This window comes from Neobacillus sp. DZ-9 (assembly GCF_059587065.1).
Map to the genome: position 1 here is coordinate 451,092 of NZ_JCAIOL010000005.1, position 15,414 is coordinate 466,505.

A 15,414-nucleotide genomic window follows, 5' to 3' on the forward strand; every position below is an offset into this window, starting at 1 on the left:
CTCGATAAAACCGAAAAGATTTTCTCAAATCCAAGTGATGAACGTACTGAAGGATATATTACAGGAAGATTTGGTTAATAGGGGTGATAAAAATGAATACAAGATTAAATTTCGATAGTAATTTAAAACAATTAAAAGATATGCTAATGGAAATGGCTCGTAAATCGGAACAGGCTATTAAAGAAAGTATAAACACCCTCATAAATCAGGATATTGAAAAAGCGAATGAAATCATTAATAATGATACAATTATTGACGAGTCAGAACATGAAATTAACAATAAAGCGATTATTTTAATTGCAAAGGAGTCCCCAGTGGCCAGGGACCTTAGAAAAATTGTTGTTGCTTTAAAAATTTCTTCTGAGGTAGAAAGAATTGCTGATAATGCAGTAAATATTGCAAAGTCAACCTTGCATATAGGGAAAGAAAAACATATTAAAGAAATTGTCGACATTCCCAAAATGATGGATCTTGCCTTAGACATGCTAAGTGATTCTTTAAAAGCCTTCCTCTCAGAAGATGTTGATCTCGCAAAGGAATGCGCTAAAAAAGATGACAAAGTGGATGAAATGTATGGGACTTTAGTTAAAGAACTTTTGGGCTATATACAGAAATATCCTGCACAAACGAATCAAATTACACAGTTAGCTTTTGTGTGCAGATACATTGAAAGAATTGCGGACCATTCGACGAACATCGCCGAACATGTTATCTACCTTGTGACTGGGGAACGTTTTGATTTAAACGCATAAAAAATAAATTTCTGTAAAAAGGGAAGAGGAGATTCAATGACAAATAAAAGAATAGATACGGGATGGAACTTTGACAATAGTTATGTTCGTCTTCCGAAAATTTTTTTTACCAGCCAAAACCCAATTCCGGTCCGTTCACCTAAGTTGATAATACTCAATAGCGGATTGGCAACGGAACTAGGCTTGGAGGCCGCCACCTTACAAAACGAAGATGGCATTGCTGTCTTTGCTGGGAATCGTATACCTGATGGAGCTTCGCCTCTGGCACAAGCATATGCAGGTCATCAGTTTGGCGGGTTTACCAAGTTAGGGGACGGACGTGCCCTGTTACTTGGAGAGCAGATCACTCCCAAAGGGAATCGGTTTGATATTCAACTTAAGGGGTCAGGGAGAACACCATACTCCCGCGGGGGTGATGGCAGGGCGGCGCTTGGGCCGATGCTCCGCGAATACATTATTAGTGAAGCTATGCATGCCTTAGGAATCCCAACCACCCGCAGCCTCGCCGTAGTGGAAAGCGGTGAGCCAGTTATTCGAGAAACCTACCTGCCTGGCGCTATTCTGACTCGTGTGGCTGCCAGTCATCTGCGAGTTGGTACTTTTCAGTATGCAGCAAATTGGGGAAATGTAGAAGATCTTCGAATTTTGGCTGATTATACACTTAACCGCCATTATCCAGAAATTGAAGCAGGCGAGGGGCAATACCTATCGCTGCTTAAGAAAGTAATTAAGCGTCAGGCCAAACTGATTGCAAAGTGGCAGCTTGTTGGTTTCATTCATGGGGTGATGAACACCGATAACATGACCATTAGCGGGGAAACAATCGATTATGGTCCGTGCGCCTTCATGGATACATACGATCCGGAAACTGTTTTCAGCTCGATTGACCAACAAGGCCGCTATGCATACGGCAATCAGCCGTATATTGGCGGATGGAATCTCGCAAGATTTGCAGAAACTCTTCTGCCGCTGCTCCATGATGATGAGAATGAGGCTGTCAAAATAGCCCAGGATGCGATTTCAGAATACATGGAGTTGTATCGTCGTCATTGGCTTGAGGGAATGAGAGAAAAACTAGGATTATTTAACGAAGAAACAGAGGACAATTCCTTGTTCGATGATCTCCTCGGCATGATGCAAAAGTATCGTGCAGACTATACAAATACCTTCAGATCCCTAACTATGGATAAGCTAGAAGAAACGGCAATGTTTGGGACACCTGAATTTATTCAATGGCAAAAGCAGTGGGAGGAAAGACTTAGCAGGCAGGAGGAATCGAAAGAAGCATCCCAGCAATTGATGCGAAACTCCAACCCGGGAGTAATCCCGCGTAATCACCGGGTTGAGGAGGCACTGGATGCTGCCGTCAATCAGGGAGACTATAGTGTGACGGAAAAGCTTCTTAAGGTTCTTTCAAACCCATACACAGATTCGACTAAACACCAGGAATACTGCACACTGCCTGCACCATCCAACCGACCATACCGTACCTACTGCGGTACATGATAAAAAAAAGGCCGCTCAATAGAGCGGTCTTAATCTTTATAATCCCAGTATTTTAACGTTTCTGTTTTCCCAGTTGGTTCACTCTGAATTACTTTCCCGTCCTGATCTTTATAGACCTCATATTCCTCGTAGGTTTCGACTATATATCCATCTTTCTTTTCCGTTTTTTCCAGTTTATCTACCAAATCAGGAACATTCTCGGGTTTTTCAACCTCAACTGGCTGGGCCATAACAGGCTGGTCGTCGGAATAGGCGTAATTCTTGTTTATAAATGAATAGGGTGAATCTAGATAGGCTGCAAAACCTAATATGACTAAAAGGAAAAATACACTAGTGACGGTTTTGTTTTTCATGCGCCGAACTCCTTTTATCAAATATATTCTTGCAACCATTTTATGCATGTCCTATCCACATATGCCTATCGATTAATTTTGCATATTTGTCGTCTTTACCGTACTTACCTGTGGGCGGAAGAGGAAAAAGAGAACTAATGCCGCAAGTGATATTATCACACCTGAAATATAAGGGAGGCCAATCGCCAGCGAAAACAGCCATCCCCCTAATGGCGGGCCAATGATCCTTCCTAATGAATCAAAGGATGAAAGCAGTCCAGTGGCACTTCCATGTCCTGCCGTTGATGTTTTTGTTAACAGGGAAGAGACGCTCGGACGTATTACTCCATTTCCAATCCCAAAGATAGATAAAAAGATTGCTGCAGTTGTAAAGCTATTAACAAGTAATATCAAGCCAAATCCAAGCGCTGAAACAATGATTCCCACCTGAATGACAGAAGGTTCACCGTATTTTTTTGTCAGCCTTCCGACTAAACCGCCCTGCACCATAGCTCCCACAAATCCCATGATCATAAAAATATAACCAAGTTGAGTAGAATTTAAGCCCGCTTTTTTAGCGGCAAAATAGGCAAAGGTTGCTTCAAGGCCAGAAAGGGATAAAGAGATTAATAATTGCACAAAAAACAAAACAGCGACATCTCGATTAAATGCCCCCCAAATGGAGCGTCTTTTTCCTTTAGACTCATTTATATTGAGTTTTGATTCTTTTAATAAAAGAAAAACAAGGATCAAAGTAATCAAAGAAGAACCGCTAGCAAGATAAAACGGCATACTCAAACTAATTTTTGAAAAAATACCGCCAATTGCCGGACCAAATACAAATCCTAAACCTACAGCTGCTCCTACAATACCCATACCCTTCCCACGGTTTTCTTCTGTTGTAATATCAGCAACGTACGCCATTGCAGTTGGCATATTCGCTGATGAGAGGGTGCCGCCAATGATCCTCGCGGCAAATAGCATCCAAAGCTCTGTTGAGATTGCTTGAATATAAAAGGAAAGCGCAAGACCAATAATCCCAATCATCATAACCGGCTTTCGGCCAATCCGATCGGATAAACGTCCCCACATTGGTGCAAAGATGAGCTGCATGAACGAATATACCGCCATTAACAGCCCAAGTTCTGTTGGACTTGCCCCAATTTCTTCGGCATAAAAGGGTAAAACAGGAATAATGATTCCGAACCCAACCATTACCAAAAACATTACTACAAATAATATTGGCAAAGCTGCTTTTGTTTGCAAATGTATTTTCACTCCCAAAACTAGTTGTTCTCTTATTTAGGATAATGGAAATCGTTGGATGAATACAAGCTTTTGGGGAATTATTTTCTTCATATCCCTGCCCTTACGAAATTGTAAGATTAAACAGTGAAAGAGTAAGGGAAAATTATGGAATTGTCCTAAGGAAATTTGTTATTGAGTTTATAGATTAAAAGCATTATAATAACAGTGTTAAAGTTCATGGATGGTAAGTAATTCTAAATTGCCTACTACTATGTCTTTTTTATATTTTTATTGGTGAGATGGATAACTAGTAGGTTTACTGCTTAGATATTAGCCCGCCATAAAATAGTTTGTGTAAAGTCATACACACACTATTTTATGGCGGGCTTTTTATTTTTTACAAGGGGAGAGGTTACATTGTCTGAAATAGTAAAAGTGAAGATTAATGGTGAGGTTCGTGAGGTTGAAAAGGGAATTCGTATTCTTGATTATCTTTTGCAACAAGGAATAGAGCACCCGCATATCTGTTATTCAGAGGTTTTAGGTCCAATACAAACATGTGATACGTGTATGTGTGAGATAAATGGGAAAATAATGCGGGCTTGTTCTACACAAATGGAGGAAGGAATGAATATTATGACTTCCTCAGAGCGGGCCAAAACTGCACAAACAGAAGCAATGGACCGTATTTTGGAGAATCACTTACTTTATTGTACGGTTTGCGACAATAATAACGGGAATTGCCGTGTTCATAATACAGCGGAATTTTTAGAAATTGAACATCAAACTCGTCCCTTCCGAGAAAAGGGATATGAAGTAGATATGTCACATCCTTTTTACCGATACGATCCTAATCAATGTATTCTTTGCGGGCGTTGTGTAGAAGTGTGCCAAGACCTTCAGGTTAATGAAACTCTAACGATTGATTGGGAACGAAAAATTCCACGTGTCCTGTGGGATAATGGTAAATCCATCAATGAATCTTCCTGTGTATCTTGCGGACAGTGTGCCACAGTTTGTCCATGTAATGCACTAATGGAAAAATCGATGCTGGGCGAAGCTGGACTTATGACTGCTATTCCAAATGATTTGTTAAACCCTATGGTTGATCTTATAAAAGAAGTCGAACCAGACTATAAGACGATTTTTGCCTTATCAGAAGTAGAAGCTGCGATGAGGGAGACTCGTACGAAGAAAACCAAAACCGTTTGTACGTTTTGTGGAGTAGGATGTTCATTTGAAGTATGGACAAAGGGACGTGAAATCTTAAAAATCGAACCAACTGAAAACGGACCTGTAAACAGCGTTTCTACCTGTGTTAAAGGAAAGTTTGGATGGGATTTTGTGAATAGCGAGCAACGTCTTACTACCCCTTTAATTCGAAAAGGGGATGAATTTGTCCCTGCAACTTGGGATGAGGCCTTAAATTTGATTGCAGAAAAAATGGGTACGATTAAACAAACCTATGGGGGACGTGCATTAGGGTTTGTGAGTTCTTCCAAAACAACAAACGAAGACTCCTATCTTATGCAAAAATTAGCACGTCAAGTATTTGAATCAAACAACATTGACAATTGTTCACGATACTGTCAGTCTCCTGCCACAGATGGGCTGCTTGCGACAGTTGGATACGGAGGTGACTCGGGTACCATTAAAGATATTGCTAGCGCAGGTCTTGTCATCATTATTGGTGCGAACCCAACTGAAGGTCACCCAGTACTAGCGACGCGGGTAAAGCGTGCAAAGAAATTATGCGGCCAAAAATTGATTGTTTCCGACCTTCGAAAACATGAAATGGCTGAGCGTTCCGATCTGTTTTTACATCCAAAACAGGGAACTGATTATGTTTGGATAACAGCAATTGCCAAATATATTATCGATCAGGGCTGGCATGCTGAAAAATTCATTGAAAAACGTGTAAATCAATACAGTGAGTATCTTAAACTCCTTGAAAAATACACACTTGAATATGCAGAGGAAGTAACTGGTCTTTCAAAAGAACATCTTATCGAAACGGCCAGAATGATTCACGAAGCAGATGGAACATGTATTTTATGGGGAATGGGTGTCACTCAAAATGTTGCAGGATCTCATACATCAGCGGCTATCGCTAATCTTCTGCTAGTTACTGGAAACTTTGGCCGTCCTGATGCTGGGGCATATCCTCTACGCGGCCATAACAATGTACAAGGATCCTGTGACATGGGGACCCTTCCACAGTGGCTTCCAGGGAATCAGCGTCTATCAGACTATAATGCACGAGCAAAGTTTGAACAGGCCTATGGAGTCAAAATTTCCAATAAGCCCGGCTTAACAAACATTGAAATGTTAGAAGCAGTGGAGAAAGGCGAATTAAAAGCCATGTATCTAATGGGAGAAGATATGGCATGGGTCGATTCAAACTCAAACCATGTGCATGATACACTTAGTAAACTAGAATTTTTTGTTGTACAGGATGTGTTTCTAACGAAAACAGCACAATTTGCAGATGTTGTCCTGCCGGCGGCTCCGTCACTTGAGAAAGACGGAACATTCACGAATACAGAGCGACGCATTCAACGGCTGTATCGTGCACTTGATCCATTAGGTGAATCTAAACCGGATTGGTGGATAATTCAACAGATTGCGAAATATATGGGGGTTAATTGGAACTACGAACATCCGAGCGAAATTATGAATGAGATTGCAAGCTTGTCTCCGATTTTTGAGGGTGTATCGTATGAACGAATTGAGGGATGGAACAGTTTAATATGGCCAGTACAAAAAGATGGTACAGATGAGCCGCTTCTTTATACGGAACGATTTAACTTTCCCGATGGAAAAGCTCGTTTTTCCCTTGAAGAATATGTTGCGCCTATTGAGTTTTCACATGAATTTGACCTTACTTTGAATAACGGACGACTTTTAGAACATTTCCATGAAGGAAATATGACGAATAAATCTAAAGGGATTCAGTATAAGTTACCTGAGGTATTCGTAGAAGTTTCACCGGAACTCTCCATTGAACGCGGTGTAAAAGATGGCTCGCTTGTACGCCTTGTGTCACCTTATGGTGCAATTAAGCTTCGTACGATCGTAACAGATCGGGTCCAAGGAAAAGAACTCTATGTCCCTATGCATTCTGTCAGTCATGAAAATGCTATCAACCTATTAACTGGAAGTGTCGGTGATGTTCGGACACAAACACCAGCTTATAAACAGACAAAAGTAAAAATGGAATTAATAAATGTAAAAGGAAATACACCACTTCCGTTGTACAATCCTCGGTATGCAAAGCGGAATCCACAACTCGGAGTACAGGTGGAACGAAAATGGGCACGTACAGATTATGAGCCAATTGCAGACTTAAATGAAATATCAGGGGGGACTAAGTAATGGCGAAACCGATATCCCAAATTGCTGAATCTAATTTGAACGAAAAGGAAATGAAAAACCAAGTTCTCGAAAAAGTAATACAGGATGTAACACAAAATGCTGAAGGCATCCAGGAAACGATGAAACTGCTTCAAGAGCTCCACGAGAGTGGAGTTCTTGGAGCAGTAAATAGCTTTGTTGAAGCAAAGGAAAAAATTGCTAAAATTGCGGTTGGGCAAATGTTACGTCCTCCTGTCACAAATGCAATTAATAATGGGATGGCTGCAGCTGGAATGTTGACGGAACTAAATCCTGAATTGACAAAAAAAATGATGGAAAGTGTAACGAATGGTTTTCAAAAAGCAGAAGAGGGACTTCGATTAAATAAAAAAGTAGGTCTTTTTGATCTATTAAAATTAATGAAGGATCCTGATGTTAACCGTGCAATGGGATTTGGTATTAACTTTTTGAAGGGCTTAGGGGAAGGTTTGAAGGAGTAAACCTACATTTCGAAGAAAAAGCTATGATAACTATGGAGGGGAACAATAGCCAATGGCTGAATTAAATAGATGGAATAAAGGAAAAAGGCTCATACATTTTTATCAAACAATGTTAAATTCATCGTTAAGCATTCTTTGTTTTGTCCTTATTTTTCTTCTTTTTAGAGAACTTTACATTATAGTTAACGAAGCTCTTATTGGAAATAATAATGTACATGATATTCTTGGTAAGGTTTTAGTATTTTTCTTGTATTTTGGATTTATTTCGATGATTGTAAAATATTTCAAGGAAAATTACCATTTTCCAATAAGGTATCTTCTTTATATTGGAATTACAGCAACCATCCGTTTTATCATTGTTAACAATGGAGATCCAATACAGAATTTATGGTTATCTTTCGTGGTTTTTGTCCTCATGATCAGTTATTTTTTACCAAACAAGTGGTTAAAAGTTTAATCGAGGGAAAGGAGAAACGAATGACAAAAAACATCGAGCATCAATTCAATATGCTAGTTCGGGAAATACGTAAAGAATGTGTTGGGAATGGACCGAGAGAAATTACTACGCGGTTTGTAGGTCCTTGGGCGATTAGTGAGATGAAAGGGAATCTGACGAATATAGAAAAGTTTATGATCGAATCTAAAGAAGGGCATCAGATGGTTCATAAAGCAAGAACGACATTAGTGAAAACAATTTATGAGGACCCATCAAAAGTGGAAAAGCTAGAGGAATTAGTTCAGGCGAAACTTGTAAGTGTTTTTACAGATATCAATATAGATACGGATATTGCCATGACAATATATGTTTTTGACAAACCTATTCTGGTCAATAGTGATATAAAAAATTGACTAAAGTATTCCCATTAATAAAGAAGGAAACCTTTAATGAAACCAATAGTAGAAAAACGAGAAATTCTAAGATGTACAAATGGATATACTGAACCAGCTGAAGATATTATTGTGACAGAGTTTCCGGTTACAGTAAAAATAAATGGACAAGAACTTGTGACCATGGTCTGTACACCGGAGTATATTGAAGATATGGTAATAGGTTATTTAGCATCTGAAGGGATCATAAGATGTTATGAAGATGTAAAAGAGATTTGGGTTCGAGAAAAAGAAGGTTATGTACATGTTGAAACAGATAAACTAAATCCGTTTTATCAAAATTTCCAAAACAAACGCTATATAACATCATGCTGTGGAATGAGCAGACAAGGCTTTGTCTTTGTAAACGATGCATTAAATGCTAAAAAAATGAATGAAATTCGAGTGACTCTTTCTCCAGATCAATGCTTTCGTTTAATGAAAGATTTGCAAAACTCTGCCACAACTTTTCAAGATACAGGAGGAGTTCATAACGCAGCGCTTTGCGATGGTGAGGGTTTAATTTTAAGCCGAATGGATATAGGGCGGCATAATGCTTTGGATAAAATATACGGATATTGCTTAAAAAATAACATCTCAATTGGAGAAAAAATTATTGTTTTTAGCGGACGTATTTCTTCAGAAATCTTATTAAAAGTATCAAAAATAGGATGTGAGGTGGTTCTCTCAAAATCAGCTCCAACGGAATTGGCACTACAACTGGCAGAAGAACTAGGGATCACGACGGTAGGATTTATTCGCAATCAAACTATGAATATTTATACGTGTCCAGAACGAATTAAAATTAGTAGTTTTGTATAAAGGAGCGTAAAAAGCCGAGCTAATAAGGAGATAGCGTAAATATATCAATATGCTAGCAGTTATATAGGAGACTGATATCATATAATAACATGATGCTAAATAAAAAAGGAACACATCTTTGAAGTGTGTTCCTTTTTTATTTGACGGCTTTTCTCGTACTCTCCGAAGCAAAATCAGCGATTATGACGAGTATCATATAGCAAAGCAAAAGCAAGGTTATTTCTGTGTACTGAAAAAAGCTCATCGCTAATTTAAATTCCATTCCTAAACCACCAGCACCGACAAATCCAACAACAATTGTGGTCCTCATTATGACTTCCCAACGATAAAGAATATAGGTAAGAAACCTTGGTAACACAGTCGGCAGGATACCGTAAAACAGTATTTGAATTTTAGACGCACCAGCAGATGATAAATTACGAATGGGTCTCGGATCCATATCCTCAATGACCTCAGCCCACAGCTTGCCAAGAATACCAAAATTGTGAAGCGCAAGTGCAATCGCACCAGGCAAAAGCCCTGGTTTAAAAATAAAGATAATCATCATCGCCCAAACTAGCTCGGGGACAGCCCGTGAAAAAATATAAATAATCCGAACGATTCCGAAGAGGGGCCAGTAATACCATTTTTTTTCTGACGTCAAGCTTCCATTGGCCATATTTCTAGCAGCTGGAATTACCGTTATAAAGGCTGCAATCGTTGCAAAACCAATTGCCATAATACTCATCTCCAGCGTTTCCAGCGTTAGTTTTAACGCAGATGACCAACCGCCTGCGTCTAAAAATGCAGGGTGTTTTTCGTTCACCCCAACAAGGCCGCCAAAAAACTTTTTCGCATATTCAAGATTTTTAACTGATAGCAATTCCAATAAATTTGCCTTATCTCCGATAGTAATAAATACCCAAGAACCGATAATTAGTATAATTGCTAAGAGGGAAGAACCCCAGCCAGGGCTGAATCCTTTCCGACGCTTTCGTTCCGTTAACGCTTTTCGCACCGAATTACTCCAAACATCGACTAATAAAACAATCCCAATTAGAAAAAATACATAAGTCCAAACCTGATCATATTTCAAATCAGCAAGCGATAGCTGAATTTGATATCCCAGCCCTCCTAGACCTACAAAACTCATAATCGCGGAGGAACGGATCGAACACTCGAACCGGTACATGGTATAGCTGATAAGATCAGCCCAAACGAGGGGAAGATACCCATAAACAAGGGTTTGAAGCCTGGAAGCACCAGTCGATTTTAAAACGTTAATTGGTTCGACTGGGACATCATTTAACATATCAGCAAAAATCCGTCCAAGTATCCCGCCATAAGGAATGGCAAGTGCAAAAATGGCTGCATAAGGGGATAACCCGACCGCAGCGACAAAAAGCCAGGCCCAAATGAGCTCATGGATGGAACGGGTAAATCCTAAAACACCCCTAAAAAATATCTTAGATGTGAGACGGGCAACCCTGCTCGAAGTTAACGTTCCGGAAGCAAGAATACCAACGATAAACGCATAAATGATGGCTAGTGACATACCGGCCACGGCGTAGGCCAGGGTAATCCAGGCAGCCTCTAAGCCCTTCATTATAACATCAGGAGAAAAATCTGGAGAAAACAGATCTTCAACGATCTGCAACAGGGTTGGAATACCACCTGCATGAATTAAATCAGCATTCCAGTTAATGGAGAAAAGGCTCCAGACGAAAATAGCGGCCAATAATAATGTTAATAGGAAACGATTATGCAACCGTAGGGAGGAAACCAGCTTTTTCATCTTAGCTCCTCTCCTTAATTTGATAAAGCTCAGCTAACAGCTCATCCGTTACTTTTTCAGTCGGCAAATCAAAGAAAAGTTCTCCATCTTTAAGGGCAAGGATTCTTGTAAAATATTTTCGGGCATAGTCAACCGAATGCAAACTGGCTATAATTGTTTGGTTTTTTTCATTGACGATATTCGTCAACATCGTTAATATGTCGTCTGCTCGCGCAGGGTCCAGCGAAGCAACTGGTTCATCTGCTAAAATGATTTCAGGATTTTGTATCATTAAGCGAGCCATCGCGACACGCTGCTGTTCACCGCCTGATAGGGTTGAGGTGATTTCGAATGCTTTGTTAGATAGACCGACTTTCTCAAGAGCTTTAAAGGCCGCTGCTTTTTCTTGAGGAAGGAGCAGGGAAAATACCGATTTGATCAAACTCCAATCTGCTAATTTCCCTGCCAGCACATTATGAATCACCGCAAGCGGCCCGATTAAATCAAATTGCTGGCGGATTACCCCGACTTTCTTCGCAAAAGCCTTTCGTTTTTTATAAGAAGAAAGGGGATGGCCATCAATAAGCAGTCCGCCAGTCTCAATTGGAATCAATCCAGCGATCGTATTAAGGAGCGTCGTTTTTCCCGCACCGCTCGGCCCAATCAATGCCACCGTTTCCCCTTGATGAATCGAAAAAGAAAGGGAAGATAATGCTATCTTCCGCTCATAATGTTTGCTTATGGAATTTGCTTCAATCATTTTTTTTGAAGACATTTTATGACACCTACTACTTAATGATCTTTAGTTCTTTCGCCACTTTTTCAATCTTTTTGTAATTATCATTTTTTGTTTCAATAAAGCTGTCAGTTTGGAATAAGTCGGCAATCTCTTTTTGATCACCAGTAACAGAGAGAAGGGCGTCTTTCACTTTTTTCTTTGTGCCTTTTCCGAAAACTTCTTCAACATTACTATTAATAGTCCAGTTATAGTCGTAATAAGCAGGGGTTGTGTAGAATACCTTCACTTTATTGGTATCTACTTTTCCTTCTTTAACGGCAGCCTGCCATACCGCTTCGTTAAGGGCACCTGCTTTAAATGCGCCTGATTCCACTAATTTATAGGTTGTATCATGTGAACCTGAGAAATTAGGCTTGCCATCAAAATCCTTATTTGGATCAATTCCAGCTTCCGTTAAGAAATAACGGGGCATCAAATGTCCAGAAGTAGAACTTTCACTGCCAAACGTAAAAGACTTTCCTTTTAAATCTTCAAGTTTCGTAATATTTTCTGAAGCCTGTGTGATAAAAACAGAATGGAATTCAGCATCGCGCGGCCGTTGAACAATGGATTCTGCCTCAGGAACAAGATTTCTTGCCTGGACACTTGTTAAGCCGCCAAACCATGCCATATGGATTTCGCCGCGCTGAAAGGCTGTAACGAGAGCAGCGTAGTCGACAGATGGAACGAATTCAACCTTCATGCCTGTCTTTTCACTTAGGTACTTAGCAACTGCAGTCATTCCTTTATCAAGGTCTGCTGCATTTTGGTCAGGTATCGCACCAATCTTAAACACTTCATCCGTCTTTGTTTCTTTTTTTCCTTCGCTTGATTTTTCATCCTTTTGTCCGCAAGCAGCCAGAGAAAAAACAAGGATAAAAAGAATCATAACAGAAAGCCATTTTTTCATAATATAAGAACCTCTTTTACTTTTATTTATAATAGAAATGCTTAACCTTTTTAATTATAAATAAAGGGGATAATTGAATAAATTCAATATATCTATTTATCCTATCAATACTCATCGAAAAAATAGATAGTAAAAAGTGTTCATAAGAAAAACCCCTGCTAAAAAGCAGGGGTTTGATTGATTTTCTTAGACTGTTAATTATAACCATTCTTCAACATTCCAAACTTTTGTAATCCAATCTTCATAGGTTTTTTGGTGTGAAAAGTACTGTGAATAAATTGGGATTTGCTTTTGATGAAAAATTATTTTTCCTAATGAAGGAGTTTAATCAAGTCCCCGAGCTTGTACATATCCTATTTAAAAGGATTGGAAGAAGGGGAAGGCTTGGATTTAAATAAGGAAAGAATTTCAATTGGGACCATTTCTGGCGGGATAGTAAATTTTGGCGGGGCGGTTTTTATTTCTCCCATATCGGTTACAAAAACGTTCTCAGGTTCAGGAAGTCAAAACAGTGGAGGGAGCATTACGAGAAATTCGGCGCAAAGTGCTGCCATCCAAAATAATCTAACAGATTTAATAGAAATAGTAAGACGGAGCCTGGGATAGCTCCGTCTTTAATGTTAGGACGCTTTTAACTCATGAACATTTGTTTGTTCTTTGCCTCGCTTTGAGACATTAAACACAATGTTTAAGAAAATAGCTGTCAAGCTGCCAGCCACAATCCCATTGTTGGTCAGGATTTTGACGCTCTCTGGCAAATGGTCAAATAGGGTAGGAACAGCGGTTACACCAAGTCCCATGCCAACAGAACATGCGATAATCAACAGGTTTTCTTGGGAAGCGAATTCTACTTTACTTAACATTTTAATTCCATAGGCGATAACCATTCCGAACATAGCCACCATTGCTCCTCCTAAAACAGGGGTAGGAATAACTGTAGTCAATGCCGCAATTTTCGGTACAAATCCTAGAAAAATAAGTATACCGCCCATCGTATAGATGACATTTTTTCCTTTGACTCCAGAAAGCTGGACAAGGCCGACGTTCTGTGAGTAGGTTGTATAAGGAAAGGCATTAAACAATGCACCTAAAATACTTGCAAGACCCTCAGCACGGTAACCTTTGGTTAAATCTTTTTCCGATAATTTTTTCCCCGTAATGTCGCTAAGCGCAAAATAAACACCAGTCGATTCTACCAAACTAACAATGGCAACTAATGTCATTGTAATAATCGGTGTCAGTTCAAAAGTAGGGGTGCCAAAGTAAAATGGTTTTACCATATGGAACCATGAAGCATCACCCACAGCTGAAAAATTCACCTTTCCCATAATTGCCGCTGCAAAAGTACCACCAACTAAGCCAAGTAAAATTGAAATGGAACGGATAAAACCTTTAGTAAATCGATAAAGGAAGATAATAAACAGTAAAGTTCCGAAAGCTAAACTAATATTCGAAAGGGAACCAAAATCAGGGCTGCCTTGACCGCCGGCTATGTTATTCATCGCAACCGGAATTAAAGTAATCCCGATAATGGTAACCACAGATCCAGTAACAACCGGTGGGAAAAATTTAATTAATTTTCCGAAGAAGCCAGAAATAAGAATCACAATTAGGCCTGATAGAAGGATGGAGCCATAAATGGCTGAAATACCATATTGGCTTCCAATTGCGATAATTGGACCCACAGCCGTAAACGTACAACCAAGGACGATAGGCAGGCCAATCCCAAAAAAGCGATTCTGCCAAACTTGTAAAATGGTTGCAATACCGCACATTAATATATCAATCGAAACCAAGTAGGTTAGTTGTTCACCATTAAATTTAAGGGCGCCGCCTACGATAAGCGGGACAATGACCGCTCCAGCATACATTGCTAGTACATGTTGAATTCCTAAAGAAGCAATTTTGAATGGATGTTGTTTCATTAGACTAACTCCTCTACATTTTCGTTTACAAAGCTAACCTCACCGTTTGAGAGAGAAGCAACTCTTGCTAAGGATTCGACCCTTAAGCCAGCCTCTTTTAAAAGTTGAGCCCCTTCCTGAAAGGACTTTTCAATGACGATGCCAATCCCGGCAATCTGTGCACCTGCCTGCTCCACAATTTCCACTAAACCAAGTGCAGCCTGACCATTGGCGAGAAAGTCGTCAATAATAAGTACTCGATCCTCTTTAGATAAATATTTTTTTGAAAGTGAGATTTCATTTGTTTCCTTTTTAGTAAAAGAATGGACAGTGGCAGTCAATAAATCATCGTTTAAGGTTAACGATTTTCTTTTTCGAGCAAAAATAACAGGGACCTTCATATATAAACCAGCCATCACTGAAGGTGCAATGCCAGAGGATTCAATCGTTACGATTTTCGTGATTTTCTCATCAGCAAATCTTTCAGCAAATTCTTTACCTACTGCTAACATTAATTCTGGATCAATCTGATGATTTAAAAAGGAATCAACCTTTAACACATGCTCTGAAAGAACCTTTCCGTCCTTTTTAATTCTGTCTTTTAATAATTCCATGATGTACCCCCTAAGAAAAATAAAAAGCCCAAAAGCCATTACCCACATCAACCTTTGAGTGGGGCAATGACCTT

At 39.5% G+C, this 15,414-nt stretch carries 15 protein-coding genes; 8 read left to right on the top strand and 7 right to left on the bottom strand.

Translation table 11 applies throughout. From position 1 onward, the window contains the following. The first annotated feature begins 92 nt into the window (after positions 1–92). Positions 93–752 carry a phosphate signaling complex protein PhoU gene (phoU, locus tag AC59HZ_RS17095; protein WP_496546989.1) on the top strand — a complete coding sequence of 220 codons (660 nt, stop codon included), beginning with the start codon at positions 93–95 and terminating at the stop codon, positions 750–752. A gap of 36 nt (positions 753–788) precedes the next feature. Further along, positions 789–2,258, top strand: coding sequence for a protein adenylyltransferase SelO (locus AC59HZ_RS17100; protein ID WP_496546990.1), 1,470 nt, complete (start codon positions 789–791; stop codon positions 2,256–2,258). 29 nt (positions 2,259–2,287) lie between these two features. Here AC59HZ_RS17100 and AC59HZ_RS17105 read toward each other — a convergent pair whose 3' ends face one another. Together AC59HZ_RS17105 and AC59HZ_RS17110 are read right to left on the bottom strand one after the other, a co-directional pair. Then, a complete protein-coding gene (locus AC59HZ_RS17105) occupies positions 2,288–2,611 on the bottom strand; it encodes a hypothetical protein (protein WP_496546991.1) in 324 nt (107 codons plus the stop codon). A 72-nt stretch (positions 2,612–2,683) separates the two neighbouring features. Continuing rightward, on the bottom strand, positions 2,684–3,856 hold the full coding sequence (locus tag AC59HZ_RS17110) for an MFS transporter (RefSeq protein ID WP_496546992.1): 1,173 nt from the start codon (positions 3,854–3,856) through the stop codon (positions 2,684–2,686). A gap of 360 nt (positions 3,857–4,216) precedes the next feature. Here AC59HZ_RS17110 and fdhF point away from each other — a divergent pair, with 360 nt between their 5' ends. From fdhF to fdhD, 5 genes are read left to right on the top strand one after another with little or no spacing between them, the layout of a single operon-like run. Beyond that, positions 4,217–7,213 carry a formate dehydrogenase subunit alpha gene (gene fdhF, locus AC59HZ_RS17115; RefSeq protein ID WP_496546993.1) on the top strand — a complete coding sequence of 999 codons (2,997 nt, stop codon included), beginning with the start codon at positions 4,217–4,219 and terminating at the stop codon, positions 7,211–7,213. Next, positions 7,213–7,692 carry a helical membrane plugin domain-containing protein gene (locus tag AC59HZ_RS17120; RefSeq protein ID WP_496546994.1) on the top strand — a complete coding sequence of 160 codons (480 nt, stop codon included), beginning with the start codon at positions 7,213–7,215 and terminating at the stop codon, positions 7,690–7,692. Before fdhF ends, AC59HZ_RS17120 begins: the two co-directional genes overlap by 1 nt. A 52-nt stretch (positions 7,693–7,744) precedes the next feature. Beyond that, positions 7,745–8,149, top strand: a complete 405-nt coding sequence (locus tag AC59HZ_RS17125) for a phosphate-starvation-inducible protein PsiE (protein ID WP_496546995.1) — start codon at positions 7,745–7,747, stop codon at positions 8,147–8,149. A gap of 20 nt (positions 8,150–8,169) precedes the next feature. Further along, positions 8,170–8,541, top strand: a complete 372-nt coding sequence (locus tag AC59HZ_RS17130) for a Na-translocating system protein MpsC family protein (RefSeq protein ID WP_496546996.1) — start codon at positions 8,170–8,172, stop codon at positions 8,539–8,541. Positions 8,542–8,577: 36 nt separating this feature from the next. Continuing rightward, the gene (fdhD, locus tag AC59HZ_RS17135; protein ID WP_496546997.1) at positions 8,578–9,381 is read left to right on the top strand and encodes a formate dehydrogenase accessory sulfurtransferase FdhD; all 804 of its coding nucleotides are present in this window, start codon (positions 8,578–8,580) and stop codon (positions 9,379–9,381) included. A gap of 136 nt (positions 9,382–9,517) precedes the next feature. Here fdhD and AC59HZ_RS17140 read toward each other — a convergent pair whose 3' ends face one another. Genes AC59HZ_RS17140 through AC59HZ_RS17150 form a run of 3 tightly spaced genes read right to left on the bottom strand, consistent with a single transcriptional unit; the run spans position 9,518 to position 12,822 of the window. Beyond that, positions 9,518–11,155, bottom strand: coding sequence for a PhnE/PtxC family ABC transporter permease (locus tag AC59HZ_RS17140; RefSeq protein ID WP_496546998.1), 1,638 nt, complete (start codon positions 11,153–11,155; stop codon positions 9,518–9,520). Between the two features lies 1 nt (position 11,156). Continuing rightward, positions 11,157–11,909, bottom strand: coding sequence for a phosphonate ABC transporter ATP-binding protein (locus tag AC59HZ_RS17145; protein WP_496546999.1), 753 nt, complete (start codon positions 11,907–11,909; stop codon positions 11,157–11,159). A 13-nt stretch (positions 11,910–11,922) separates the two neighbouring features. Beyond that, complete coding sequence (locus AC59HZ_RS17150) at positions 11,923–12,822, bottom strand: putative selenate ABC transporter substrate-binding protein (RefSeq protein ID WP_496547000.1); 900 nt, start codon at positions 12,820–12,822, stop codon at positions 11,923–11,925. A 384-nt stretch (positions 12,823–13,206) separates the two neighbouring features. On the opposite strand from AC59HZ_RS17150, the gene AC59HZ_RS17155 reads away from it, so the two are divergent. Next, positions 13,207–13,428, top strand: coding sequence for a spore germination protein (locus AC59HZ_RS17155; protein ID WP_496547001.1), 222 nt, complete (start codon positions 13,207–13,209; stop codon positions 13,426–13,428). 14 nt (positions 13,429–13,442) lie between these two features. On the opposite strand, the gene AC59HZ_RS17160 is transcribed toward AC59HZ_RS17155, so the two are convergent. Both AC59HZ_RS17160 and AC59HZ_RS17165 read right to left on the bottom strand, forming a co-directional pair. Then, a complete protein-coding gene (locus tag AC59HZ_RS17160) occupies positions 13,443–14,747 on the bottom strand; it encodes a nucleobase:cation symporter-2 family protein (protein WP_496547002.1) in 1,305 nt (434 codons plus the stop codon). Then, entirely contained in the window at positions 14,747–15,340 is a 594-nt protein-coding gene (locus AC59HZ_RS17165; protein WP_496547003.1) for a xanthine phosphoribosyltransferase, read from the bottom strand. Before AC59HZ_RS17165 ends, AC59HZ_RS17160 begins: the two co-directional genes overlap by 1 nt. Positions 15,341–15,414: the final 74 nt, after the last annotated feature.